Below are 24766 nucleotides of genomic sequence, written 5' to 3'. Positions count from 1 at the left end.
ACTAAGAGAACAATCCTTGACTAATTGCGATCGGGACAAACACTACTAAGCCAAAGTACATCAGCAACGCCATTCCCTGAGCTACACAGCACACCGCATAACTAAATAGTTGCACCGCAGAAGGAGAATCCGTTAGTTCCTGACTAATTACCTGGGATTGCTCCTCAATGTTGGGGCGGTTTAGTTGAACGCTATAGCTCATCAGTGACAACTCAATAACATCATGCTAGAAGCATAGTGAATGGTAATGAAAAAATAAAGATTTCTGCCATTGAGGTTTGCAATGCAGACAATAAAAAAATATTATGAACTTGACTAATTGGCACGTTCAGCCAGTTCTAACCAACGCTCAGTCGCTGTATCGATCGTCTGACTCAACTCTGCTAAGCGTTCCGTTAGTTGTTGCAGTTGGGCAAAATCGCTCGGTGGGTTGGTGTAAAGTAACTGTTCTAGTTCTTGTTTCTCTGCTTCTAGCTGCGGAATTTCCACCTCTAACGTTTCGTATTCTCGTTTTTCTTTGAACGATAGCTTGCGAGATTTAGCCGATTGATCTGGGGTGGATGGAGTTTCTGGGGATGGCTTCTCCCTAGACTGAGCTTGAGGCTTATTAATTGACTCTGACTTGGCTTCCGCTTCTTCCTCCGCTTTTTTATAGTCTAAATACACCGAATAATTACCAGGATATTGGCGCAATTCCCCACCGGATTCAAAGGCAAAAATCATATCTACTGTGCGATCGAGGAAATAGCGATCGTGGGATACCACAATCACACAGCCATTAAAATCTTCCAGATATTCTTCTAAAACTGCTAGAGTCTGCACGTCTAAATCATTGGTTGGTTCATCTAGAATCAACACATTCGGGGCACTCATGAGTACCTTTAGGAGAAATAAGCGACGCTTTTCGCCACCCGACAGCATGTGAATCGGGGCATATTGTTGGTTCGGGGGAAACAAAAAGCGCTCCAACATCTGCGAAGCCGTAATCACGCTACCATCTGATGTTTTAACTAATTCAGCAATATTTTTGAGATAATCAATCACGCGCTGATTTTCATTGAGATTGACATCCTCAGAGTGCTGATCAAAATAGCCAATCTGAATGGTTGAACCAAGCTCGATCTCGCCGGAATCCGGTTCTACCCGCCCAGTAATCATATCCATTAAGGTCGATTTACCCGCGCCATTACTCCCAATAATACCGATTCGATCTTCGGGATTAAAGTTATAGGTAAAGTCCTTGATCAACACTCGATCGTCGAAGGCTTTACTCAGATTGGTGATCTCAATCACTTTCTTACCAATCCGCCGCCCGACGGTAGAAATATCGACCTTACCTTGAGTCTGCTTAAACTCTTTGGCTTGCATATCTCGAATCCGATCGATACGAGCTTTTTGCTTCGTACTCCGGGCTTTCGGCCCCCGCTTCAACCATTCCAATTCTCGCCGCAGGACTCCGGCATGTTTGCGCTGGCTACTGGCGGCTGACTCTTCCTCTGCCGCTTTTTTCTCCAGGTAATACGCATAGTTGCCAGAATAGGCATATAGATCTGCCCGATCGATCTCTAGAATCCGATTGGTGACGCGATCGAGAAAGTAGCGATCGTGGGTAATTAATAACAACGCTCCCCGGAAGCGATTTAAGTAACTCTGTAACCACTCTACGGATAAGGCATCAAGATGGTTCGTCGGTTCATCCATCAGTAACACATCCGGATCGGATAACAGCGCCGTGGCGATCGCAATCCGTTTGCGATATCCCCCAGATAAGCCCCCAATGCGGGCATGAAAATCCTGAATGCCTAACTTACTCAAAATCACTTTGGCGTTGGTTTCCAGATCCCAGGCCCCCGCCGTATCAATCCGTTGGGCAACGCTCGACAACTTTGCCATTAACATCTCGGTATCGCTGGCATGATGCGCCAATTGATCCGAGAGTTCTTCATATTCCCGAATCAATGCCATTTGGTCGCCACTATCAGCAAACACTTGTTCCAGAACCGTCCGGTTTTCGTCTAAATCCGGCTGTTGGGGCAAGTAAATAATTTTGCTACCGGAGTTGACCCAGAGTTCGCCACTGTCGATCGATTCCAGTCCAGCAATCATTTTCAGCAAGGTGGATTTACCAGACCCGTTAGTGCCGATCAGTCCCACCTTGTCACCTTCATCCAGGCTAAAGCTGGCATCCCGCAGAATTTCCTTGATGCCAAAGTCTTTTTTTACCGATCGCAGCGTGAAAATAGTCATTCGTTCCTGGAGTTCACCAAGTATCTAGTCTAACGCTGCAAGTGAAGGAAATTTAGCTTGACTCAGTGCGATCGCTACATTTTTTATTTACAAAATCTCCTTTCCTGCGAAAGACTTCATACCTTAGTAGTAGCAACTACCTTCAAAGTGGGAGATTTAGATCGTCTTTAGCTCTTATCTTCTGTGCTTAGAAGGTGGGGGCTTTTTGCTGTTTAAACTCCTAGTTGCCAGAGATTGATCAGTAATTCATAGTTATTTATAAAGGAAAAAATTATCAGGGATTTTTTTGTTCTAATCACGCATAACCCTTACGTTTCAATGACTGTAGGTGTAAAAACTTATTCTATAATCAAGTGTTTATTGCTCTAAATTTTCCTTAGACAACAGGAAGCCTATCACTAACATTTTATCGATAATTACACTTTTTGCATGGTAATGTACAGTTGAATACAGGCTGATTTAATGCAACTCTCTTTCTCCAGTCAGTCAGGCGTTGCCCTCAAAACCCGATAAAGTAATCAGCTAATTGGCACATCATTTGTGGAGCGCTAAACAGTTCAATTTGCTGCCACAGCGAGATTAACGCTGGTCTTATTAAGTAACTTAAATCACAATTTACTCCGCAATTGAACTTGTTGATTGCCTCCATTCCCTATCCCTAGAGCAAACTCAATCTTGATTTATTCTCTAGAGATAGTGCAGTTCCAAGCATGATTCGGATTCGCTCACGAGTAAGGTAAGCAACCGATATGGCAACTAAATTTCCAAAATTTAGCCAAGCCCTAGCTCAAGATCCAACTACCCGTCGGATCTGGTATGGGTTGGCTACTGCCCATGACTTTGAAAGTCATGATGGTATGACAGAAGAAAATCTCTATCAGAAGATTTTCGCCTCTCATTTTGGGCATTTGGCGATTATTTTCTTGTGGACTTCTGGACTCCTATTTCACGTTGCTTGGCAAGGCAATTTTGAACTCTGGAGAACCGATCCACTCAATGTTCATCCCATCGCCCATGCCATTTTTGATCCCCAGTTTGGTCAACCCGCGATCGATGCTTTCACCCAGGGTGGAGCCGCGTATCCGGTGAATGTTGCCTATTCCGGGGTGTACTACTGGTGGTACACGATCGGGATGCGAACCAATGGCGACCTGTATCAAGGCTCCATTTTCCTTCTGATTTTGTCCGCCGTGTTTCTGTTCGCAGGCTGGTTACACTTGCAACCCAAATTCCGTCCGAGTCTGTCCTGGTTCAAGAATGCCGAATCGCGCTTGAATCATCACCTGGCAGGCTTATTCGGCGTTAGCGCCCTGGCATGGACAGGTCATTTGGTGCATGTCGCCATTCCAGAGTCCCGGGGTCAGCATGTGGGTTGGAATAACTTTCTGTCGGTGATGCCCCACCCGGCAGGGTTAGCGCCATTCTTCACAGGCAGATGGGGCGTTTACGCCCAAAATCCCGATACGGCACAGCATGTATTTGGCACAGCCAATGGATCGGGGAGCGCCATTCTCACCTTCTTAGGCGGATTCCATCCGGATACTGGCTCCCTCTGGTTGACCGACATGGCACATCACCACCTGGCGATCGCGGTGTTGTTCATTGTGGCGGGGCACATGTACCGCACTAACTTCGGGATTGGTCACAGCATCAAAGAAATGCTGGACAGCAAAGCCGGTCTTCTGTCTCCCCGCAGTGAAGGTCAGTTTAATCTGCCCCACCATGGGTTGTATGAAACCTATAACAACTCCCTACACTTCCAGTTAGGGATTCACCTGGCCGCTCTGGGGACTGTTACGTCCCTGGTGGCGCAACACATGTACTCCATGCCCCCCTATGCTTTCATGGCAAGGGATTACACGACGCAAGCCGCCCTGTATACCCACCATCAGTACATTGCGGGTTTCCTGTTGGTAGGAGCATTTGCCCACGGGGCGATCTTCTGGATTCGGGATTACGACCCGGATCAAAATCGGGGCAATGTGCTAGACCGGGTGCTTAACCACAAGGAAGCGATCATCTCTCACCTGAGTTGGGTGTCGCTATTTTTGGGATTCCATACCCTCGGTTTGTACGTTCACAATGATGTTGTAGTTGCTTTTGGTACTCCCGAGAAGCAAATTCTGATTGAACCTGTATTTGCCCAATTCATTCAGTCGTCTCACGGGAAATTGCTATATGGCATGAATACGCTGTTATCGAACCCCGATAGTTTAGCCACTACTGCATGGCCAAACTACGGCAATGTCTGGCTACCAGGCTGGATGGAGGCAATCAATAACGGCACCAATTCGTTATTCTTAACGATCGGTCCGGGTGATTTCCTCGTTCACCACGCGATCGCGTTAGGACTGCACACCACGACCTTAATTTGTGTCAAAGGTGCGTTGGATGCTCGGGGATCGAAGCTGATGCCGGATAAGAAAGACTTTGGGTTCACCTTCCCCTGCGATGGCCCCGGTCGCGGTGGTACTTGCCAAACCTCTGCCTGGGAGCAGTCATTCTTCCTGGCAGTCTTCTGGATGCTGAATACCTTAGGGTGGGTGACATTCTACTTCCACTGGAAACACCTCGGCATCTGGGCAGGTAATGTAGCGCAATTTAACGAAAGCTCCACCTATCTGATGGGTTGGCTACGAGATTACCTTTGGCTCTACTCGGGGCCGCTCATTAACGGCTATAACCCCTATGGCACAAGTAATCTATCTGTTTGGGCGTGGATGTTCCTATTCGGGCACTTGGTCTGGGCAACCGGATTCATGTTCCTGATTAGCTGGCGTGGTTACTGGCAGGAGTTAATCGAAACTCTCGTCTGGGCACATGAACGGACTCCTCTAGCGAATCTAGTGCGCTGGAAGGATAAGCCAACGGCACTGTCGATCGTACAGGGTTGGTTAACGGGACTAGTTCACTTCACGGTGGGTTATATCCTCACCTATGCCGCCTTCTTGATTGCCGCAACCGCCGCTAAATTTCCTTAGCCGATTAGAGGATGTTTTAAAGTATCAAAGTGATTGCACCACTTGCCCCCTTTTCTGATATGCCCGTAGGGCTTTAAGCCCCCAATTTTGGGGGACTTTGAATCCAGTTCCCCCCAGAATTGGGGGGCTAGGGGGGCAGTTCAAGTAACCATTTTGACTTTTCAAACATCCTCTTAAGGTGAATTGATTCAACAGACGATCGGTAATAGGTCAATAAAAATAACCTCACGCCGATCGTCTTTTGTTTGGGTCACTATTTGAATTCAAAACTCTCTTAAAACTTTAGCGATGCGAGATCAGCAGGAGAATACATTGACTCGATCAATTAATCTTTATACCCTGGGACTCCAAATTATTTTCATCCTATTGGGCATTAGCCTTTTGTTTATTGCGGCTATCTACTATGGGGTAATTCATCCCTAGCGATCGGGGATGATTTCATTACAGCCAGGAGTTACAAACTTATCTGTCTCAGCAGGGGTTAAGAAACTGCCTGTTTAGCCTAATTCGTTAAAGAGTGAGTTAAGTGTTGGCTAAATTTTGCATTTTTTCAGAGAGAAACAGCAATGAGTTGGATATTTTCGATATTGGCGTGGGGGCTAACAGCGTTTTGCGGGATTACACTATGGAGATTGTTCTATAGAGGAGTGACAACAGTCAAACGACTGCATCAAATTCCCTGTGCAAATTGTCAATATTTCACAGAAAATTATGTGCTGAAATGTACAGTACACCCTCATAGAGCCTTAACTGAGTCAGCCGTAGATTGTCAGGATTATGCGAAACTCAGAGGATATTGATGGTTGCTGCAAGTTTAGCTAAGTAGTATTAAACACGATCGTCAACAAGCTTGACTCTACTAGGCTTCATCCTAGAACCCTACCCTGAGTTAGACGTTAAATCACTGAATTAATCACTAGCATACGGATGGCATAACTGAGTAGTGACAGTGAATTTTAAGCGGCTATTCTCTGTCACAACGATAGGAGAAGTGAGCAAGTTTAGTAATTCTCGATCGCACCAGGGCATTAGTCTATTTTTTGGGAGAGTCACTCATGGTTCAGAAAGCCAAGAACCAACCTCATTATTTGCAGCGCTATTTGTCGCTTGCACCTGTACTCGCAATTTTAGCCGTTTCGATCGCGTTTTCGACCTGGGCTGTATTTAACTACAACTTCCCAGATTTACTATTCCACCCGATGCCATAGAAATTTCAAATCGGGTTGTACCCAAAATTAAACGTTAGTCGTGAAAGTGAATAGACGGAGGATCTTCATGAAAAATTTGATTGCTCAAGCATTCGATCGCGTTAGTGCTTTTCTCAATAGCGTCCAAGTCAAGCAGTTGTTTGCCGCCGTTTTAGTCGGTGCATTACTCCTTACCACTAACATTGGGCCTGAGCGAGATAATCCCGCGTTAGGTGCCAAAGTGCGGGAACGAGTACACCAAACCGATACTGCTAACCGCCCCAAAACAACGGGTGAATGGAATGACGAAGTATATGGTGATAAGCCGTTGAGCGAACGGGTCAACAATACCGTCAGAGATTCCGCCGAAGCATTTAAGCAATTTGGTTCTGGCTACGTTGAGGGCGCGAAGGAAACTGGTCGTCAGATTCAAGAGGGTGCAGCCCGGATTGGTGAAGAACTAACTAACTAACTAAGAGAATTCGACACCAGGCAGCAGGTTAAATTAGCCTTAGCAACACTGATTCACGAGATCATTAATTAAATCAATTCTCGCAGTGGATTAACTCGTTAGATCTGCATTGAACTGACTCAGTGCAGATTTTTTTCACGTTCTGCTGATTAGCCGTCTATTGGCAAGTTCATATCTAGCCGTAATCGGCTGAATTATCAAACAAAACTCTAGCAGCGCTTTTGCTGTTACATTGTTGCTTTTACCTAACCACTAATCGCGATCGTCCGAGGTTTTGATAGAAAAAAACCCCTCTTGATGAGGGGTGGGAACTGAAGAGTTTCCTGCTGTATCCAACCGAAAACCATTCAAGGGATAGGACTTCTCATAGGACTTCTCATATCGCTTGAATCTATTGTGCGCTGTAATGGCAGAGCTTAAATCTAGTAGGAGACTGAGAGAATGATGAACAATTAGTGTTGTAGATCGTACATGGTCGCTAGTAATGAAGCGGAAATTCACCCAGTTTAGTTGGTTTTCCGGGATATTCGGAGATCCTTCCTCCTGCTTGAGAGCGGGGTGTTTAGGAGAATCCATCGCTTGTACCAGGCAATCGCTTCAAACATCTCCTTACCGCACGAGGGCTACTGAAACCCTGGATAGAGTACAACAGCAATCACGATCGCTAGGATAGGTAAGCATATAAACTGTTAAAGCGCTGTAGGCAATGCATTCATTCTGTTTTCCTATTTCCTAGATAAAGCGATCAATTAGTGATTATAGTTTGGAACCAATCTGCTTGCATTTATGGCATTTAGAAGTTTCATCAAACCTGAGTATTCAGGAAATTACTGTCAAATAGCGGTTGAACCGTCTTTCAGTCGAAAAGGGAGTTCAGAGTTGCCTAGTTCTAATCATACGCTCCTCGATTCTAGCCTTCTGAAATTTGTCGTCATTGAGAAAAACCTCAATGTCACTGTTTCAGGAATTTCGGGATTATTAATTGCATTTCTAATCATCAGTCTGTGGGCAATTAGCCTGTTCTATCTGTTAACCAGTAACATCACTGAGTTACCGATTTGGACAATCCCTTTCCTGATTGGTTGGCAGGGGTTCCTGTTCACAGGGCTGTTTATTACAGCTCATGATGCGATGCATGGCTCAGTCTTGCCCCGTCACCCCCGCATTAACCACTTAGTTGGTAGCATGACAGCCTTTGCTTATGCTCTGTTCTCTTACAAAGATCTGCTACAAAAACATTGGTTACATCACCGCCATCCTGCCAGTCAGCTTGATCCAGACTTTCATGATGGTAACCACCCTCATCCGATCGCCTGGTATTTCCACTTCATGAAGGGTTACTGGAATTGGCGGCAATGGGTTGGTTTTACAGTGCTTTATCCATTAGTGAAGTTAGCATTTCACACATCCGATTTCAACTTAATATTGTTTTGGATTCTGCCATTAGTATTAAGTTCCATCCAATTGTTTTACTTTGGCACGTTTTTGACTCATCGTGAGCCAGAAACTGGATATACTAATCCGCATCATGCCAGAACCAATTCATTACCCCTGGTATGGTCGTTTATTACGTGCTACCACTTTGGCTACCATGAAGAACATCATGAGTATCCTTATGTACCCTGGTGGAAATTGCCCACAATTTATCAATCTCGATTCACCTCATAATTCACGACTAAAGCTAACATGACGCATTTTGGGATTATCTGTCCGCCTTACCCTGGTCATCTGCATCCCCAAGCGGCTCTAGGGCGAGAGTTACAATCACGCGGTCATCGTGTCACCGTTCTACAAATCTCTGACCTGGAGTTAAAGGTGCGGGCAGAAGGCTTGGAGTTTTGGGCGATCGGAGAGTCTCTTTATCAGCCAGGTACCCTTGCCACCACCTTTCAACAATTGGCTCAACTGAGTGAAATTGCCGCCCTTCAGTATTCAGTCGAGTTTTGTCGGCAAATTGCTGAAATTATTTGCCAGGATGCTCCCCAAGCGATCGCCGCAGCTGGGATTGAAGCACTGATTGTCGATCAGTTAGAACCTGTAGGAGAAACGATCGCCGAATCCTTGCATCTCCCGTTTGTTTGCGTCAGTTGCGGTCAGGCAATTCACCGTCGCGCTGATATCCCCCCCTTTTTTACCCCCTGGCTCTATCGCAATACCTGGTGGGCAAAATTGTGTAATCAAGTGGCTTACACCATTCTTGATCAGAGTTGCCAACCAATTTTGCAAGTGATTAATCAATATCGCCGCCAATGGCATTTACCTCCCTATCGCCATATTTATGCCTCAAATACGCGATTAGCTCACATCAGCCAACAGCCTGCCGCCTTTGAGTTTCCCTGCCCTGACCTGCCTCCCCATTTGCATTATGTGGGACCCTTACGGAATCGATCGCTTCAGACTGTACCGTTTCCGTTTGAGCGCTTAACCGGACAACCGCTAATCTATGCCTCATTAGGCAGTGTACAGAATACGAAACAGGATGTGTTTGGTTGTATCGCGGCAGCCTGCGAGGATTTGGATGTGCAACTGGTGATTACCCATGGGGGGGGTATGAGTCCCGATGCGGTGCAAGCCCTTCCAGGTCAGCCATTAGTGGTGGAATATGCGCCGCAACAAGAGGTGATTGCTAAAGCGAGTCTAACGATTACCCACGGTGGCATGAATACAGTGATGGACTCGTTAAGTTATGGAGTGCCATTAGTTGCCATTCCCATTACCTTCGAGCAACCCGGCAATAGTGCCCGAATTCGCCAGACTGGTACTGGAGAAGTCATTCCAGTTTCCAAGTTACGGGTCGCTAAGCTACGATCGCAAATTCAACGGGTACTCACGGAACCGTCCTACACCCAGAACGCGCAAAGAATGCAACAGGCGATCGCGGAAGCGGGAGGAGTCCAACGAGCCGCCGATATTATTGAACAGGTCATACAACCGAACAGTACATCCAACAACAAGCTGAAATCGATTGATTGCCAAAAACCGACCCCTGGATCTGTTACAAGCTTTTTTAGCAGCGAACTTATCTGATGTTTCATTACTATTTGTCGGTAACGGAGAACTGGAAGCAGAGTTGAGAGCGGCGGCGGTGAATCACGCTCACATTTACTGGCTGATGATGACCCTTCTGCCTTGAGTGTTTTCACGAATACTCACAGACCGGAATGAGTCGGAATCCGGCTGTCTTTTCAGCGCCACATTGGTAGAATTAACTCTGAGGATATAAATAGTTAACTATAGTTTATGGGTTCTAACGTGCTTACTCGTTATTTTCAGCAGCTTGACCAAATTTGAGGAGTGCGGTAGAGCACGATTGATGAGATGACTGATCTAACTGGTGTTGACTTAACGAACTGCGATCGCGAACCAATTCATATTCCAGGGCAAATTCAGCCGCATGGGGTACTCCTGGTTTTACAAGCTCCGGATCTCAATATCATTCAGGTGAGCAGCAATACTCAGGAGGTCATAGGTCGCATACCGGAGACACTGCTAGGGACACCCCTTGTAGACCTACTGAATGAGCTACAAACTCAGCAGATTCAGCAATGCTTGACCGAAGACTTTGAGCGTGTCAATCCTCTAAATCTATCGATCGTCTGCTCGGAGCAAAGAATTGAGTTCGATGGGATTGTCCATCGTCGGGATGGTGTAGTGCTGCTGGAACTGGAACCCAGGACTAGCACAGGGAAACCAAATTTTTTTGATTTCTATCACCAGGTTAAAGAACCCATTACCCGGATTCAAACAGCCCCAACCTTACAGGATATGTGTCGGGTTGTCGTGAAGGAAATCCGCCGCATCACGGGCTTCGATCGGGTCATGGTCTACCAATTCGACCCCGAGGGCGCGGGCATGGTGATTGCGGAGGACACGGATCAGGAAACACCCTATCTGGATTTACGCTATCCCCCCTCCGATATTCCCAGGCAAGCCCGCCAGTTATACACCCTCAACTGGCTGCGGCTGATTCCAGATGCTCACTACCAGCCCGTTGCTTTAATCCCAGCGAATAACCCCCTCACGAACCAATCCCTCGATCTCAGTTTGGCCGCCTTACGGAGTGTGTCTCCCATCCATCTAGAGTATCTGCACAATATGGGGGTGACGGCTTCCATGTCCGTTTCCCTGTTGCACGATCAGAAGTTGTGGGGATTAATCGCCTGTCATCATTCATCGCCCAAATATATTCCTTACCATATCCGCACAGTCTGTGAATTTATCGGACAGGTGATGTCAGCAGAGCTGGTCAGTAAGGAAAGGGGGGCTGATAGCGAGTACAGGCAGCAATTGAAGTCATTGCAAACTCAATTTGTGGAAACCTTGTCCCAGGCGGATCATTTTCTGAAGGGTGTGGAGCAACTAAACACGCAATTACTGGATCTGGTGAATGCCACGGGGGCAGTCGTGTGTAGTGGCGATCGCTGTATTTGTGTGGGTGAAACGCCACCTGAAGCCGAAATCCCTGCCTTATGGAATTGGATTCAACCCCGTTTAGAGCATAGTGTTTTTGAAACGCGATCGCTGCCCAAACACTACCCGGCGGCGGAGTCCTTTCAGGCGATCGCCAGTGGAGTATTAGCGCTAGAGATTTCGCGCATTCATAGCAACTACATGCTGTGGTTTCGACCAGAGGTAATTCAAACTGTCAACTGGGGTGGTAATCCCAACAAGCCTATAGAAATTCAGGATGATGGTAGTTTGCAGATATCGCCACGTAAATCCTTCCAATTGTGGCAGGAAACAGTGCAAGGGTCTGCGTTGCCCTGGAAAGCCTGTGAAGTGGCAGTGATCGTCGAACTGCGTAGCTTGATCATTGGCATTGTGCTGCGGCAGGCCGAGGAATTGGCATCAATGAACGTTGAATTACAGCGTAGCAATGAAGAACTGGATGCCTTTGCCTACATTGCGTCTCACGATCTGAAAGAACCGCTACGGGGAATTCACAACTATGCCAATTTCCTAATGGAGGATTATGCAGAAACATTAAATGAGGATGGAATTACCAAACTGCAAACCCTGGTGCGCCTGACCCAACGCATGGAAGATTTGATCAATTCGTTGTTGCATTTCTCTCGCCTGGGACGGGCTGAACTGATGCGACAATCGGTGAATCTGGATGAGTTAGTGCAGCAGGTGATTGCGACCCTGTCGATCGCTCGACCTCAAAGTGAACTTGAATTTCGGATACCCCATCCTCTCCCCCGGATCGAGTGCGATCGTGCCCAGGTGAACGAACTGTTTACCAACTTAATTAGCAATGCCATTAAGTACAACGATAAGCCCGATAAGTGGGTGGAAATTGGCTTTATCGAGAAGAATGAGGAAGATAGGGGAGATGGAGGAGACAGAAGCAGTTCTGTAGCGTCCCCATCCTCCCTATCTTCCCCACCCCCCTCATCTCCTCATACCTTCTACGTTCGCGATAATGGCATTGGAATTCCCCAGGAGCATCAGGAGAAAATTTTTCAGATCTTCCGCCGCTTGCATGGACGGGATGAATTTGGTGGAGGCACTGGGGCCGGGCTGACGATTGTCCGCAAAATTGTGGAGCGGCATGGCGGTAAAATTTGGGTTGAATCCGTTCCTACCCAGGGGACAACGTTCTACTTTACCCTAACAGCAGAGGCAGTGGCATGACTGGCAATGTAACTATTTCTAATCTGCAAATGCCACCCCTGTTAATTGTGGAAGACAGCAACGAAGATTTTGAGGCACTGCAACGGTTATTGCAGCGATCGCCCCTGGCTGTTCCCATTCAGCGATGTGTCAATGGAGATCAGGCGCTGGCGTTTCTTTACCGCACCGGCTCCTATGCAGATCGGCAGCGATCGCCCCGTCCGAGTTTGATTGTGCTGGATCTAAATCTGCCTGGAACCGACGGACGCGAGGTATTGCGCCGCATCAAGCAGGATGAGACGCTCAAAAAAATTCCCATTGTCATCTTTACAACATCTAATCACCCCCAAGACATTGAAGACTGTTATCAGTATGGAGTTAACAGCTACATCATCAAGCCAATCAACTTTGCTCAACTCAAACGCGACATTCAGATGATCGTAGATTACTGGTTTGAAGTGACAACGTTGCCCAGCCGCCTGGAGGATTAGTGATGTACCCAGCTTCGCGTACTGTTTTGCTTGTAGATGACTCCCCCGAAGACCGGGAAGTTTACCGACGCTATCTATTGAGCGATCGGGAGTATACCTACACCTTTCTGGAGGCATCTCTGGGACAACAGGGACTCGATTTATGGCAGCAGCACCATCCCGATGTTGTATTGCTCGATTACCGTCTGCCTGACCTGGATGGCTTAAATGTCCTGGCTCAATTGCAATCTCTGGTTCAGCCAGGGTGTTTACCAGTGATTATGGTGACAGGGCAGGGTAATGAGGCGATCGCCCTGCAAGCCATCCGAGCGGGAGCCCAGGACTATTTGGTGAAAGAGGCAATCACCCCTGAGCGGTTACGACTGGCGGTGAGTAAAACCATTACAGCCGTACAACTTCAGCGACAACTGCAACAACAGCTTGAACGAGAACAACTCACCCGCCACATCAGCCAACAAATTCACCAATCTTTGGAACTGGATGAAATTCTCCATACCACGGTGATGGAGGTGCGTCAGTTCCTGCACACCGATCGTGTGATTGTTTTTCGCATGGAACCAGATGGTAATGGCAGGGTTGTTGCCGAATCCGTGGGTTCAGCGTGGCAACCCATCCTCGATCGCGATATCTATGATCCTTGTTTTGCCGAAAAATGGATAGAACCCTATCGGCAAGGACGAGTGCTGGCAAATGCCGACATTCACGATGGTTGCCTTGCCCTCTGTCATACTGAGTTCCTGGCGCAGTTTCAGGTGTGTGCCAATTTGGTAGTGCCCATTCTGCGCGATGCCCAGTTGTGGGGGTTGCTGATTGCCCATCATTGTGAGGCTCCGCGATCGTGGCAAGCCACAGAAATTGAGTTACTGCAACAGCTTGCCATTCACCTGGGAATTGCCTTGCAGCAGGCAAATGCCTATGACCAACTAGAGCAACAAAGTGAAGCCCGTTATCGTGCGATCGTTGAAGATCAAACCGACTTGATTGTTCGCTACTTGCCCGATACCACCATTCAGTTTGCCAATGGGGCATATTGTCGTTACTTCGGGCTGCAATTAGAGGAGGTTCTGGGTCAGAGTTATAACCCGGTGATCTTTGCCGCCGATCGGGAACGGGTGGCTCAGTTAGTCAATTCCATGAGTGCCGAAAATCCGACCGTCACGATCGAGAACCGGGTTGTTGTCAACGGCGAGGTACGCTGGACTCAGTGGATCAATCGCATGTTATTTGATCAACAGGGGCAGTTTACCGAATTTCAGTCGGTCGGACGAGATATTACGCCATTAAAGGAGGCAGAAGCCCAACTGCGTCATAGTAGTGAGCGGATTAGTTTAGCCAATGCCGAGCTAGCCAGAGCCGCCCGCCTCAAAGATGAGTTTTTAGCCAATATGAGTCATGAATTGCGGACTCCCCTTAACTCAATTCTGGGATTATCTGAACTCTTATTGGAAGAAGTCTATGGCAGCTTAACCGATCGCCAACGTCAGTTTTTACAAACGATCGAGCAAAGTGGAGAACATTTACTCTCGTTAATTAACGATATTCTCGACCTTTCTAAAATTGAGTCAGGTAAAGTCGCGATCGATCTAAGTTCGGTTGCATTGGCTTCAGTCTGTGAATCCAGCCTCAATTTTGTCAGAGAGCAGGCTAGACACAAACAAATTCAATTAACCTGCACCATTGATGAAACAATTTCAGAGATCGAAGCGGATGAACGTCGATTAATGCAAGTGCTAGTCAATTTACTGAGTAATGCGGTAAAGTTCACGCCGGATAGGGGGCGTGTCCAGCTAGAGGTGCAAATGAATCGGCTCCAGCAAGCCGTTGAATTTCGGGTGACGGATACCGGAATTGGCATTGCTTCAGAAAACTTGCATGAAATCTTTCAACCATTTCTCCAGGTAGAAAGTTCTCTCTCCCGCCGCTACGAAGGTACAGGGCTGGGCTTGTCGATCGTCCGCCGCATTGTTGATTTGCATGGAGGCAGCATTCGGGTTGAAAGTGAGTTAGGACGCGGCAGTTGCTTTACGGTAATCTTGCCGTGGCACTCTGGCTCAAACCAGGATGATACAGTGCCAGAACCCTTACTGAATGCAGGCGAGATTCACCATGTTTTAGTAGTGGAGGACTCGGGGCCGGCGGCTAACCAAATCAAACAATATCTGGCAGAAATAGGAGCAACCAGTGTTGTGCATCCTGTTGGTAGAGGTGCATTGGATGTCGCATTACGAGTCAAACCAGATGTGATTGTGCTAGATATTTTGCTCCCAGATTGTTCTGGATGGGAAGTCTTGAGCGAGTTAAAAGCACATTCCCAAACTCAAGCCATTCCCATCATTGTCATTTCAGTGGTTGACGATCGATCTCGCAGCTTGAATACAGGAGCTATTGAACATCTGCTCAAGCCCCTCTCCCGGCAGAAATTCTACCAGGCGTTAAATCGGCTGTTTACCAATGTTCACCCCCCCAGTCCAGAGATGGCACTCATTATCGCGGCTGAAGAATTAGCTAACCACCCCAAAGTTTTATTAGCAGAAGACAATGAAGACAATATCACAGTGCTGTTGAACTACCTGGAGGCACATAATTTTCAAGTTATTCTTGCCCGCAATGGGCTAGAAGCCGTCCAAATGGCAAAACAATATCAGCCAGACATAATCTTAATGGATATTCAAATGCCAGACATGGATGGATTAGAAGCAACCCGGCAAATTCGTGCAGATCGGCAAATAAATTCCATTCCCATCATTGCCTTAACGGCTTTAGCCATGCCTGGTGATTTAGAGCGATGTGTGGAGGCAGGAGCTAATGATTATCTGGCTAAACCTGTCAGATTGAAGCAGCTTCTAGATAAGATTATGCAACAACTTCCCCAGATCTCCCATTAAGAACAAGAGGTCAACAAATATGGGCGATACTGGATTCGAACCAGTGACCCCTTCCGTGTGAAGGAAGAATAGAGGTCTCCGAAAGCTCCTTTTAGTAAGCACTTCAGACTAAGGATCTTTTAGTGATAGTCATTTGATAGTCAAAATAGTCCTGTACTACTTCTTAGGTAACGAACTTTTAAGAGCTAGCCTGAACCGAAATTTAAGCTTGTGACATTTTCGAGTATCAATGCTTCTCATGCCCTAAGCCAGCCTAAGTCTTGGCAGGAAGCAATTTTATATTCAGTGTATACAGCATACTCCCTTGTAAAGGTTGTAAGTATAAATGCTTATTTGTCTTGCTGCTGTTGATAGTCCTGATATGCCTTCGTGAGTAAATAGGCAGTCAGGCTAGAGAGCGATCGCCGCTCCTTCTTTGCCCAAGCAGCTAAACCTTCTTTCACTTCAGGCTCTATATATACCGTCACGGGTTCTAGTTGTGTCGTCATGCTTGATGTGCTGTCTCCTACTGCCAGCACATCTTATGCCACTGCTATCCCCAGCAGGGTAATGCGTTTCGCTGCTTAAAACTGTGTTTAGCTGTAGAGTGCTGTACCTATGTTATGATGTTGGGGAGCTAAAGCAAAGGACATACAATAGAGGCACAAACCCTCGGCGTGCTCCTGAGCACGGCTCGGTATTCGTCTACCCCAGTTCTTAAGCAGCGCATGAAACTGAAGGAACTCAAGCAAAAGGTTTTCGAGGAATGGCAAGATTACTGCTGGTTTAAGCAGGTCGTTTGCCAACCGGAAACGTTTAAGCCTGAGATTAGAGAGCGTTTTGGCGATATGCGTCGGAAAGTCACATGGGAAAAGGCACTTTGCCATTTCAAGGCACTCAACGCCCAGATTGGACTCCTCGATGCTCACACGCTCATCCTCTACACCTTCAATTTCACGCCTGACCGCTGGGATTATGAATACCGCCATCAAATTCTGGAAGAGTTTCTCACTCTCCCGGATGGGCTTGATCTGATCAAGCTTGGCTTAGAGCAACTGTTTTCCCGCGACTTCACATCTGAAGAGAGAGGACAAGCCGATGGGTTTTATCAATTGGTTGAGGAATCAACCGGAAGAGAATTCGGAAAGCTCCCAGTTGAGTCTATTAGAAGAATCGAAGCCAGTCCGATCTCGCGTTGACGGGGCAACGGTTCGGAAGGATTTCACAAGAACGATTCAAGATAAGGGTGGGGACAGTCGTACTCAAGCCCATGCTACTGAAAGGATGACTCGCAGACTATTCGGATGTGGTACCGATGAACTCTACGAGGAAACCGAGGGGAGACGGGGCGATCGCACAACGCTGCCACAGGATGCTCAATCTGCCTATATCGTCGGTGAAACTGCCGCGACCCATCGCCTGAAAGCAACCGCTATCGATGGCAATAAACGTGAACGGCATCAGCAGATCATCGATACCGTAGAGGATGCCTCAGAACAGGTAAAAGGAATTTTCCCCTGGAACTGGTGAGTGAACAATCTATTTCGCGTTTCCGGCAATTAGGTTTGGGTGCATTTGCCTGATCACTAAATTTTCTCTCAATAAGGAGTTTCGTATGACGGCCCAACATAATCTGAAGGTTCTCGTGCGTCCGTGTAACAGTGGTATGTGTCCAGCACTCTATATTGATGAGGCAGGTCGTGTATTTGTGCAAGGCAGCAAACTTAACCCAACAGAACATGCGGGTTTTGCTGTTCCCCAGCATGAAGCTGTCGTTGAGATATCCCCTGAGCTGATCGCATTTCTAAAGTCACACTAATCCCTCATCTAAAATGATGATTCCTGGCTCCTGGTCTCTTAAGAGAGGTCAGGAGCTATTTTATACGGCACCTTCACCACACCAAAACAACTCAGTATCTACAAACCGTCGGAACTCCTCCGAATGAGTCATCCGCACATCTTTCCAGTGCGATCGCACGGTCTCATAAGCAAAGACCTCCTGAGCATCTTTCACAAACCCTTCAAAGTGACTGGTGCTAATAATGCCGTTCCGAAAGTTCAGAAACCCGATCATCACCTGATTAATGAGAAATGAGCTTACCCTCCGAAGCTCCCATTCCGTTGCATCAAGTCCATTAGCCTTCGCAAATCTCTCTAGCAGCGGTGGATTGTTAAGAATCTGAAAAAAGAGATCACGGTGGGCATCCACAATGTTCCGCTGGGCTTCGCTGTATCCATTTGCCACTTGGTGCTGAACCTGTCCTAGCAAAAGCCGCACTGTTTGCCGAGTAGAAATCCAAAGCAGGATGTTGGCTATCGTCGTGACAAACGTTAGTCCCATCATCAAGAGTGCTGTCAGATCAGTAATGCTTAAGCCCAAGATAGTTATAGCTTCTCCACCCTCCATAACTCCCTCCAATAAACCGCTCGTTTCCGCTGGATGCTAGGAATTCTGGGCTACATGGTCAAATATTTTCCTGAAGGCAGAGTGCTCTTTTTAATTGAAGTTTTGATTCTCCTTTGATAACCCACTCCTGAAGTCATAGGTTGACCCAGGAGGTCAGGTTCATGTTTCACGTTTACTTTGGTGGGTTTGATTTTGTAATGTACGCGATCGCAGCCCTGATTGCGATTTGCCTAGCAGATGTGATCTGTAACGAAATGGAGGAGCAAGAGCAGTTCGCAAAAGAGTCTAAAAAGGAGGTTACAACAATTCAGCCAGTACATTTATCAGGTTTACAAGAAGAGGTGGCAACAGGCTCACCGCTCATTCTGGATATCCAAATTTACGAGCTTCATGGACAACTTGTTGTGAGGAGGGACGATATTTCGATTGCAGTTCCAGGTAATGTCAAGACGTTCTCCCTGCGTGGGAATCGGGTCATCCGGCTTTCAGATCTTCAAAATGTTTACGGGACAGTAGCGATCGAGGCTGGCCAGGTGATTTCTAAGTGGGAACAGTGGAACCAACAGAAGAAGACAAAGCCTAAGAGACAGCATCGAAAGCCGCTACAGGAAGTCGCATCACTTAACGGCAATGGAGGTACTGGGCATGGAACCCTTTCAGCTCTCTCTGTCTGACCCATTCTTTCCGACTGAGGAAGAGGGTGATATCGAAGCTCGTGCTGAACAATTGGCTGATTTGGTCATTCAGGAGATGGAAAAGGAGGGACTAGATCGCGCTGCCCAGCAGCAATTTCTCATGCGCTTGCAGATCAGGACGTTGGTAGACCAGTACTTAATAAGGATTTCGCCACAGCATCGCTGGCAGTTCGTGGTTCGGCTTATTAGTGCTGTCCAAGCACTCGAACAGTCACCAGAAGGTTGTTAAAAAACTTCATAATGTGGGGAATGGCGATCGCTTCAGTCATTCCCCTATCATCACCAGTTATTTTTTCCTTGAACCTGGAAACCAGAACAGTTACGCTCACCTCTGCTGTGTGGTCTGGGTAGAAGGCAGCTAATTCGGGTCAGAAGACCATGCTGGGCAAAGCTTTGTGGTTTAGCCATAGGGTTGTATCGGCATGGCCTGTGATTGCAGGAACTCTCTGTTGTTTTGAGGGCAGTGCCTTATGACTCAATCACCACAGCCACTTACAGAAGCTGATCTCGCTCAGTTCACGGGAACGAGCACCTATTATCAGCACTCGCTAAGGGTTCAGTATACAGATGGGGTTCGCTACCTGGCAGAACGTGCGGGAGCTTATTGGCTCATCGACGCGATCGCCTCATGGCAGATCGATCCACGGGTACATCGAGATCCCATGCTTCAGCAGATTCAATTCTGGAAGCTTGCCGTCAATGACGATCGGTCAGCACTCCTGGTTTGCGAACGAGATGAAGGGGATGTTGCAGTTTCGCAAGAGATTCCCTTCACCGATTTTCCGCTTAACCAGGTGAGGTTATATTTCCAGAATGGAGTAGTGCTACTACCATCTGAATACTAAGGATGATTGTTTGATTACAGCCATGCAGGATAGGGGAGTATAGGTTCCTTTGCCCTGCATGATTTGCTGATTTATGGCACCCATACAGATGTGCGAACTAGGCAAAAAGAATCTCCACAAGCACGGAGAGTAACTGTCCATTTTCTAGCAGCTACTCCGTCAAAATGAATAGGAAGAGTTGCTTCTCCTCTCTGAACAAGTCTATTGACAGCCTGGTTCCATTGGAGGGATTCATGATGTCTTTGGAACTTTGGCAATGCATTTAGTACTGCAAGTGCTAAGCAGATAATAGCAGGAATACGCAAAGCATTACTTTTCTGGTGCGATATTTGGACAAGAATCCAACTGAGCAAAATAAATGGATAAAAAAAGTACCGAGGGCCTGCAAGATAGGGATGAATACTAGAAACAGATACCCGAAAGGCAACAAGTCCAATGTTCAAAAACAAGAGAAAGCTAAGAGATATTAGAGGATTTTCAAAAGCTGTTTTTTTCTTTTTAGCTATGAGTAAGATTGCCGAAGCAATAATAGTAACCATGACTAAGCCAACATACAGATTAGCCTCATCATTACCAAAAGAGTAAAACGAGTAATAGCCAAATAACTTCGAGATGATTTTGTCCAAGTGGTCAATTGAAATTTTATTCAAATTCATTAAGCTAGCAGATTGATCGCTAGATTGTAGATTCCTAGAATAAATATAGATTTGAATACCTGCTATCAAAAGAGCTTGTAGAGTAAAAAATGCTTCAAACAGCCTCTTGCTAATCAAAGCTTTTACAAGCAATACAGTGGACACAGGGACAATCGCAGGTGATGAGAGTCCACAAAACCAAAGAGTAATCGTCCTTAAGATTTTTTGAGATTTGGAATCGTCAGCATTCCAGAATGGTAGTAGAAAGAGTGCAAGACCAGCAAACCAAAAAGTATATGATGGCAATACAAAGCACTCCACATCAGTTGGAATAAACAGAGCAAAAATGACCAGAAGAAACCGCCCCTTCAAAGATATTGGTGAAAGGGCTATAAGTGACATCACCAATCCAGAAAATAGTGTTGAGAATACCGTGCTTATAATCGGATAATAGTGCAGTCCTACCAACCAAAGCGATATGCCAGAAATTAATTTTGGGATAACGGTAAGATATCCACCTACTGGGGGAACTGGTTCCAGAAGAGATCTAAAGCCATATTCTAAAAACGATGGCAGGTAATAAATTCCATCTTCCACCCAAACTTGGGGATCTAGGAATTGATCTGATCTTCTCAAAAAGAATACAAGGATTGTCAGGCAACAAATCAGAAGAACTTTAGGTCTGGTACTGGTACTATCCCAAAAACATCTCAACTTCTCAGAAAATTTTCTCGCATAGATTAGCGGCTCATACTTCATATTTTTGATTTCAAAAAGTCTTATTCCTGCTATTCAAATCAGAAAAGTGATGATTAATGCTTGATTTTTATAAGCTCTAAAAAGCATAGATATTATCACCTCTAACCAAAATTTCTATAGTCGTATCCTCTCTATTTCATCCAAGCTAATCGTATCCTCCCTTCGGTCATACAGCGCCGTAGTTTTGCTATTTTCATGCGCTGCAATTTTCTGAGCGTTGTCCCTGCTGCCGCCATTCCTCAGGTAATTCGTGATTCCTGAAGCTCGGAAAGTGTGATTGCAGGCATCAGTGTTGACTCCCGCTGCCAGTGCTCGTCGTTTAATCATTGCCCAGGCTTCCTGTCGCTGAAGTCCCCGCTCAGTAAGCTTTCGTGTTTTCCCAATCGTTGTGCGGAAGAGGGGAGTACCTTTCTCATTCCAGAGATCAGCTTCGTCTAGGTACTGATCGAGATACTCTTCAGCTTTGTGGTGGGTTGGCACCTCATGGTACTTACCGCCTTTCTCATGAAGTCGAAGCCAATATCGTTTGCCCTTTTGAAAGTAATCTTCTACCTGCATCCCCAACACGGCACCGATCCGGGCAAAGCTAAAAAACATGGTAGCGATCAGCGCCCGATCGCGTAGCCCAACGATGTGGGATACATCGATGGAGTCGAGTAGCTCCCGCATTTCATCGTCAGTGAGCACTGGGGTTTTTCCTTGCTTGATTCGATACTTCGGTCCCTTCACCTCTGTCGCTGGACTTTCCTTGAGAATCCCACCTGTCACCATCCATCTGAACATGATGCGAATCGCTGCGAGATGCTGGTTAATCGTTGGGGCTGAACCAGGGTGACGCTCAATGTAAGCGGCGATCACCAGTGAGTTGATGTCAGAGAACTCTAAGCCGTATTCGTTACACCAATCAAGGAACTGCTTGATAGCACGAGCATAAGCTTCTCTGGTATTTTGATTGCGGATACTAACAATGAAAAACTCTACAAAACGACGAGCAGTTTCTTGCCCAGCATTTGTAATTAGAACTGGTAATGAAAGACCTGAGCCTTGAGTAGGTGAAGGTGTGGTTAAACCTTTTTGTGATATTCCAATAAGGCTCATGACATACAAAGAAACGCCGAAATCGGCTTAGTTTTTTGCTTCTGCACTATATGACATAAAGAGGAGTTATGTAAGATAAAAACTCAGAGGATAGGGGATTTATTTAGGCTTTTATTAATTGGTTGGGGTGCTTCCCTCACTAAGGATCTGACTGATTATCGTCGTTATCTTGCACTCACCACGACCATTGATATAGTTGTCGCTGTGTCTCTTGAATTTTGCTTAGCAGTGCCAGGAAAAATGCATGATTACGACACCCGATATCATCCCCGAAAAAATCAAGCTCACAAAAATGAGCAAGTTGGCATTGAGTTTTCCGTCTCTGCAAAATGCTCCAGGAGCATCTCCTTGGAATCAGCACAAACTTGATGCATGGGCAACTACTGCCATCTCCCACGGGGAACGCTGTACTGCTCAATTTGTGCTTTCCGTATGGGGACACACCACAATGAAGAACTGTCCTTGGAAATGTGGACCATTTGATTTTATTGAAGCCTTCTCGGTGTGGGATGATACCCATCGAAACGCTTTTCAGGCATGGCTTCGAGATCCGTGGTGGCCTTAATTCCCGCACTCCATTTCAAGGGCACTACCTGATAGTCTCCTGATCGCCATGCTGCTATAGTCATCATCATGCCAAACCAGACATCCCTATTTTCTGACAGCAATTACGCCGATTTTCTGAATGGGCTAAAGCAACGTATCCGATCAGCTCAAGTTAAGGCATCTCTAGCCATTAACCAGGAACTAATTCGACTCTATTGGCAAATTGGTCACGAGATTCTGATCCGGCAGCAAGAACAAGGTTGGGGCGGCAAGGTGATTGAGCGTCTGGCTAAAGACCTCAAGCGGGAATTCTCTGATATGGCTGGGTTTTCTCAAACCAACCTGAAATACATGCGAAGCTTTGCTGAGGCATACAGTGAGGAAGAGATTAGTCAACGCAGCGTTGACCAATTACCTTGGCGACACAATATTGTCCTCTTCACAAAGCTGAAAGAACGAGAAGCTCGCTTCTGGTATGCCCAAAAAGCCATTGAAAATGGCTGGAGTCGGGACATCTTGGTGATGCAGATTGAAACCAATCTTTTTGATCGTCAAGGAGGCGCGATTACCAACTTTGCGCGATCGCTCCCTGTTCCACAGTCTGACCTAGCTCAGCAGCTCATTAAGGATCCGTATAACTTCGATTTCCTGATGTTGACTGAAAATGCACAGGAACGGGAACTAGAAAGTGCTCTAATTCATCATATCCGTGACTTCTTAATGGAGTTGGGGTTGGGCTTCGCATTCCTAGGTAGTCAATACCCACTAGTAGTCAGTGGTAAGGAATATCGTCTCGACCTCTTGTTCTACCATGTTCATCTGCATTGCTACATCGTCATTGACCTTAAGATGGGTGAGTTTGAGCCACAGCACTCAGGACAGATGAGCTTCTACGTAGCGGCTGTAGATAACCTACTTCGACGCGATCGCGATGATCCCACCATCGGTATTATTCTGTGCAAGTCAAAAGATAAGACAACTGTGGAATTTGCACTTCAGGGAAGCCAGCAGCCGATCGGCGTTTCAACCTATCAGCTTCAATCGCAACTCCCTCCTCAGTTACAAAACAATCTCCCTACAGTTGAGCAGCTAGAAATGGAACTCGCTTCTGCGGTGGAGAATGTTGAAGGCAACACAGAGAGTGAAGAGGAAGAGTAATTTTGGAAACTACTAAACTAGTTGATTTTCATTGCCATCTCGACCTGTTTCCAAATCATTTGGAAATACTAAGAGAGTGTGAAAATCTTGGTATCAAAACTCTTACAGTAACCAATGCTCCAAGAGTATGGGCACAAAACCAACTATTTGCTAAAGATTGTCAGCATGTAAGAGTTGCTCTAGGATTACATCCCCAGCTAGCACATGCATATGCTAATGAATTAAATCTTTTTGAGAAATATTTGCCGGATACAAGATATGTTGGTGAAGTTGGACTTGATGGTGCCCCAGAGTATGCAAATACCTTAGAAACTCAACGGCAAGTATTTCGTACAATCCTCAATCTCTGTGCTCAATCAGGGGGGAAAATTTTAACTGTTCACAGCCGTCGCGCATCCCGTGAGGTTATTGATCTGATTGGCAACCATTTTCCTTCTAGTAAAGGAGGTACCGTTCTTCATTGGTTTACAGGCACCATCAAAGAAGCATTAGTAGCTGTTGAGGCTGGTTGTTACTTTTCAGTCAATATCAAGATGCTTACCTCTCCCCAGAAAATCAAGTTGATCGAGCGACTACCTCAAGACAGAATTCTGACAGAATCAGACGGACCTTTTATTAAGGTAGGAAAGTCTTTAATGTACCCGAAAGACATTAAAAAAGTTGTAGAGAAACTTGCACCTTTATGGACAACTGATGTAGATTCAGCCGCTTTGATTATCAGAAATAATCTGAAGGCTCTGCTTAGTAGAATGCCCAATGTATAAA

General features: G+C 46.3%; 23 protein-coding genes. 17 read left to right on the top strand and 6 right to left on the bottom strand.

All coding sequences use genetic code 11. The annotated features are described in order from the left end of the window. Position 1: 1 nt before the first annotated feature. Both ACN4EK_RS08860 and ACN4EK_RS08855 read right to left on the bottom strand, forming a co-directional pair. Complete coding sequence (locus ACN4EK_RS08860; protein WP_431657467.1) at positions 2–202, bottom strand: hypothetical protein; 201 nt, start codon at positions 200–202, stop codon at positions 2–4. Between the two features lie 113 nt (positions 203–315). Then, positions 316–2247, bottom strand: a complete 1932-nt coding sequence (locus ACN4EK_RS08855) for an ABC-F family ATP-binding cassette domain-containing protein (protein ID WP_431657466.1) — start codon at positions 2245–2247, stop codon at positions 316–318. A gap of 749 nt (positions 2248–2996) precedes the next feature. Here ACN4EK_RS08855 and psaB point away from each other — a divergent pair. The 8 genes from psaB to ACN4EK_RS08815 all read left to right on the top strand — a co-directional run bounded on the left by psaB (position 2997) and on the right by ACN4EK_RS08815 (position 15879). Further along, on the top strand, positions 2997–5228 hold the full coding sequence (gene psaB, locus ACN4EK_RS08850) for a photosystem I core protein PsaB (RefSeq protein ID WP_431657465.1): 2232 nt from the start codon (positions 2997–2999) through the stop codon (positions 5226–5228). Positions 5229–6283: 1055 nt separating this feature from the next. Continuing rightward, entirely contained in the window at positions 6284–6436 is a 153-nt protein-coding gene (locus tag ACN4EK_RS08845; RefSeq protein WP_431657463.1) for a photosystem I reaction center subunit IX, read from the top strand. 67 nt (positions 6437–6503) lie between these two features. Continuing rightward, a complete protein-coding gene (locus tag ACN4EK_RS08840) occupies positions 6504–6887 on the top strand; it encodes a hypothetical protein (RefSeq protein WP_431657462.1) in 384 nt (127 codons plus the stop codon). Between the two features lie 879 nt (positions 6888–7766). Continuing rightward, positions 7767–8555, top strand: coding sequence for a beta-carotene ketolase CrtW (gene crtW / locus ACN4EK_RS08835; protein ID WP_431657461.1), 789 nt, complete (start codon positions 7767–7769; stop codon positions 8553–8555). Positions 8556–8573: 18 nt separating this feature from the next. Continuing rightward, complete coding sequence (locus tag ACN4EK_RS08830; RefSeq protein ID WP_431657460.1) at positions 8574–9914, top strand: glycosyltransferase; 1341 nt, start codon at positions 8574–8576, stop codon at positions 9912–9914. 291 nt (positions 9915–10205) lie between these two features. Next, positions 10206–12524, top strand: a complete 2319-nt coding sequence (locus tag ACN4EK_RS08825; protein ID WP_431657459.1) for an ATP-binding protein — start codon at positions 10206–10208, stop codon at positions 12522–12524. Then, positions 12521–12994: a response regulator gene (locus ACN4EK_RS08820; protein ID WP_431657458.1), complete on the top strand. Its 474-nt coding sequence runs from the start codon at positions 12521–12523 to the stop codon at positions 12992–12994. The genes ACN4EK_RS08825 and ACN4EK_RS08820 overlap by 4 nt, the downstream gene beginning before the upstream one ends. Before the next feature lie 2 nt (positions 12995–12996). Next, entirely contained in the window at positions 12997–15879 is a 2883-nt protein-coding gene (locus ACN4EK_RS08815; protein WP_431657457.1) for a response regulator, read from the top strand. A gap of 329 nt (positions 15880–16208) precedes the next feature. Here ACN4EK_RS08815 and ACN4EK_RS08810 read toward each other — a convergent pair whose 3' ends face one another. Then, positions 16209–16367 (bottom strand): ribbon-helix-helix domain-containing protein, encoded by a 159-nt coding sequence (locus tag ACN4EK_RS08810; RefSeq protein ID WP_431657456.1) that lies wholly within the window; start codon positions 16365–16367, stop codon positions 16209–16211. A 219-nt stretch (positions 16368–16586) separates the two neighbouring features. Between ACN4EK_RS08810 and ACN4EK_RS08805 the strand changes: the two genes are divergently transcribed. The 3 genes from ACN4EK_RS08805 to ACN4EK_RS08795 all read left to right on the top strand — a co-directional run bounded on the left by ACN4EK_RS08805 (position 16587) and on the right by ACN4EK_RS08795 (position 17677). After that, the gene (locus ACN4EK_RS08805; RefSeq protein WP_431657455.1) at positions 16587–17057 is read left to right on the top strand and encodes a hypothetical protein; all 471 of its coding nucleotides are present in this window, start codon (positions 16587–16589) and stop codon (positions 17055–17057) included. A gap of 85 nt (positions 17058–17142) precedes the next feature. Then, positions 17143–17388, top strand: a complete 246-nt coding sequence (locus ACN4EK_RS08800) for a hypothetical protein (protein ID WP_430684560.1) — start codon at positions 17143–17145, stop codon at positions 17386–17388. A gap of 85 nt (positions 17389–17473) precedes the next feature. Continuing rightward, positions 17474–17677: a hypothetical protein gene (locus tag ACN4EK_RS08795; RefSeq protein ID WP_431657454.1), complete on the top strand. Its 204-nt coding sequence runs from the start codon at positions 17474–17476 to the stop codon at positions 17675–17677. Positions 17678–17737: 60 nt separating this feature from the next. Here the strand turns inward: ACN4EK_RS08795 and ACN4EK_RS08790 are convergent, their stop codons facing one another. Next, positions 17738–18265 (bottom strand): hypothetical protein, encoded by a 528-nt coding sequence (locus ACN4EK_RS08790; RefSeq protein WP_431657453.1) that lies wholly within the window; start codon positions 18263–18265, stop codon positions 17738–17740. Positions 18266–18426: 161 nt separating this feature from the next. Here ACN4EK_RS08790 and ACN4EK_RS08785 point away from each other — a divergent pair, with 161 nt between their 5' ends. From ACN4EK_RS08785 to ACN4EK_RS08775, 3 genes are all read left to right on the top strand, one after another. Next, the gene (locus ACN4EK_RS08785; RefSeq protein ID WP_431657452.1) at positions 18427–18939 is read left to right on the top strand and encodes a hypothetical protein; all 513 of its coding nucleotides are present in this window, start codon (positions 18427–18429) and stop codon (positions 18937–18939) included. Further along, positions 18911–19189, top strand: a complete 279-nt coding sequence (locus ACN4EK_RS08780) for a hypothetical protein (protein ID WP_431657451.1) — start codon at positions 18911–18913, stop codon at positions 19187–19189. The genes ACN4EK_RS08785 and ACN4EK_RS08780 overlap by 29 nt, the downstream gene beginning before the upstream one ends. 241 nt (positions 19190–19430) lie before the next feature. Further along, complete coding sequence (locus ACN4EK_RS08775) at positions 19431–19805, top strand: DUF6876 family protein (RefSeq protein WP_431657450.1); 375 nt, start codon at positions 19431–19433, stop codon at positions 19803–19805. A gap of 71 nt (positions 19806–19876) precedes the next feature. On the opposite strand, the gene ACN4EK_RS08770 is transcribed toward ACN4EK_RS08775, so the two are convergent. Together ACN4EK_RS08770 and ACN4EK_RS08765 are read right to left on the bottom strand one after the other, a co-directional pair. After that, on the bottom strand, positions 19877–21199 hold the full coding sequence (locus tag ACN4EK_RS08770; RefSeq protein WP_431657449.1) for a hypothetical protein: 1323 nt from the start codon (positions 21197–21199) through the stop codon (positions 19877–19879). A gap of 114 nt (positions 21200–21313) precedes the next feature. After that, positions 21314–22297: a tyrosine-type recombinase/integrase gene (locus tag ACN4EK_RS08765; RefSeq protein WP_431657448.1), complete on the bottom strand. Its 984-nt coding sequence runs from the start codon at positions 22295–22297 to the stop codon at positions 21314–21316. Between the two features lie 244 nt (positions 22298–22541). Between ACN4EK_RS08765 and ACN4EK_RS08760 the strand changes: the two genes are divergently transcribed. From ACN4EK_RS08760 to qatD, 3 genes are all read left to right on the top strand, one after another. Beyond that, positions 22542–22862: a hypothetical protein gene (locus ACN4EK_RS08760; protein ID WP_431657447.1), complete on the top strand. Its 321-nt coding sequence runs from the start codon at positions 22542–22544 to the stop codon at positions 22860–22862. A gap of 68 nt (positions 22863–22930) precedes the next feature. Then, positions 22931–24001 (top strand): PDDEXK nuclease domain-containing protein, encoded by a 1071-nt coding sequence (locus ACN4EK_RS08755; protein WP_431657446.1) that lies wholly within the window; start codon positions 22931–22933, stop codon positions 23999–24001. 2 nt (positions 24002–24003) lie between these two features. After that, positions 24004–24765 carry a Qat anti-phage system TatD family nuclease QatD gene (gene qatD / locus ACN4EK_RS08750; protein ID WP_431657445.1) on the top strand — a complete coding sequence of 254 codons (762 nt, stop codon included), beginning with the start codon at positions 24004–24006 and terminating at the stop codon, positions 24763–24765. Position 24766 lies beyond the last annotated feature (1 nt).

It is taken from the genome of Pantanalinema rosaneae CENA516, from assembly GCF_050753385.1.
Classification (GTDB): Bacteria; Cyanobacteriota; Cyanobacteriia; order Leptolyngbyales; family Leptolyngbyaceae; genus Pantanalinema; species Pantanalinema rosaneae.
Note: the sequence above shows the minus strand (reverse complement) of the source record. Positions and strands in the feature narration are given on the sequence as shown.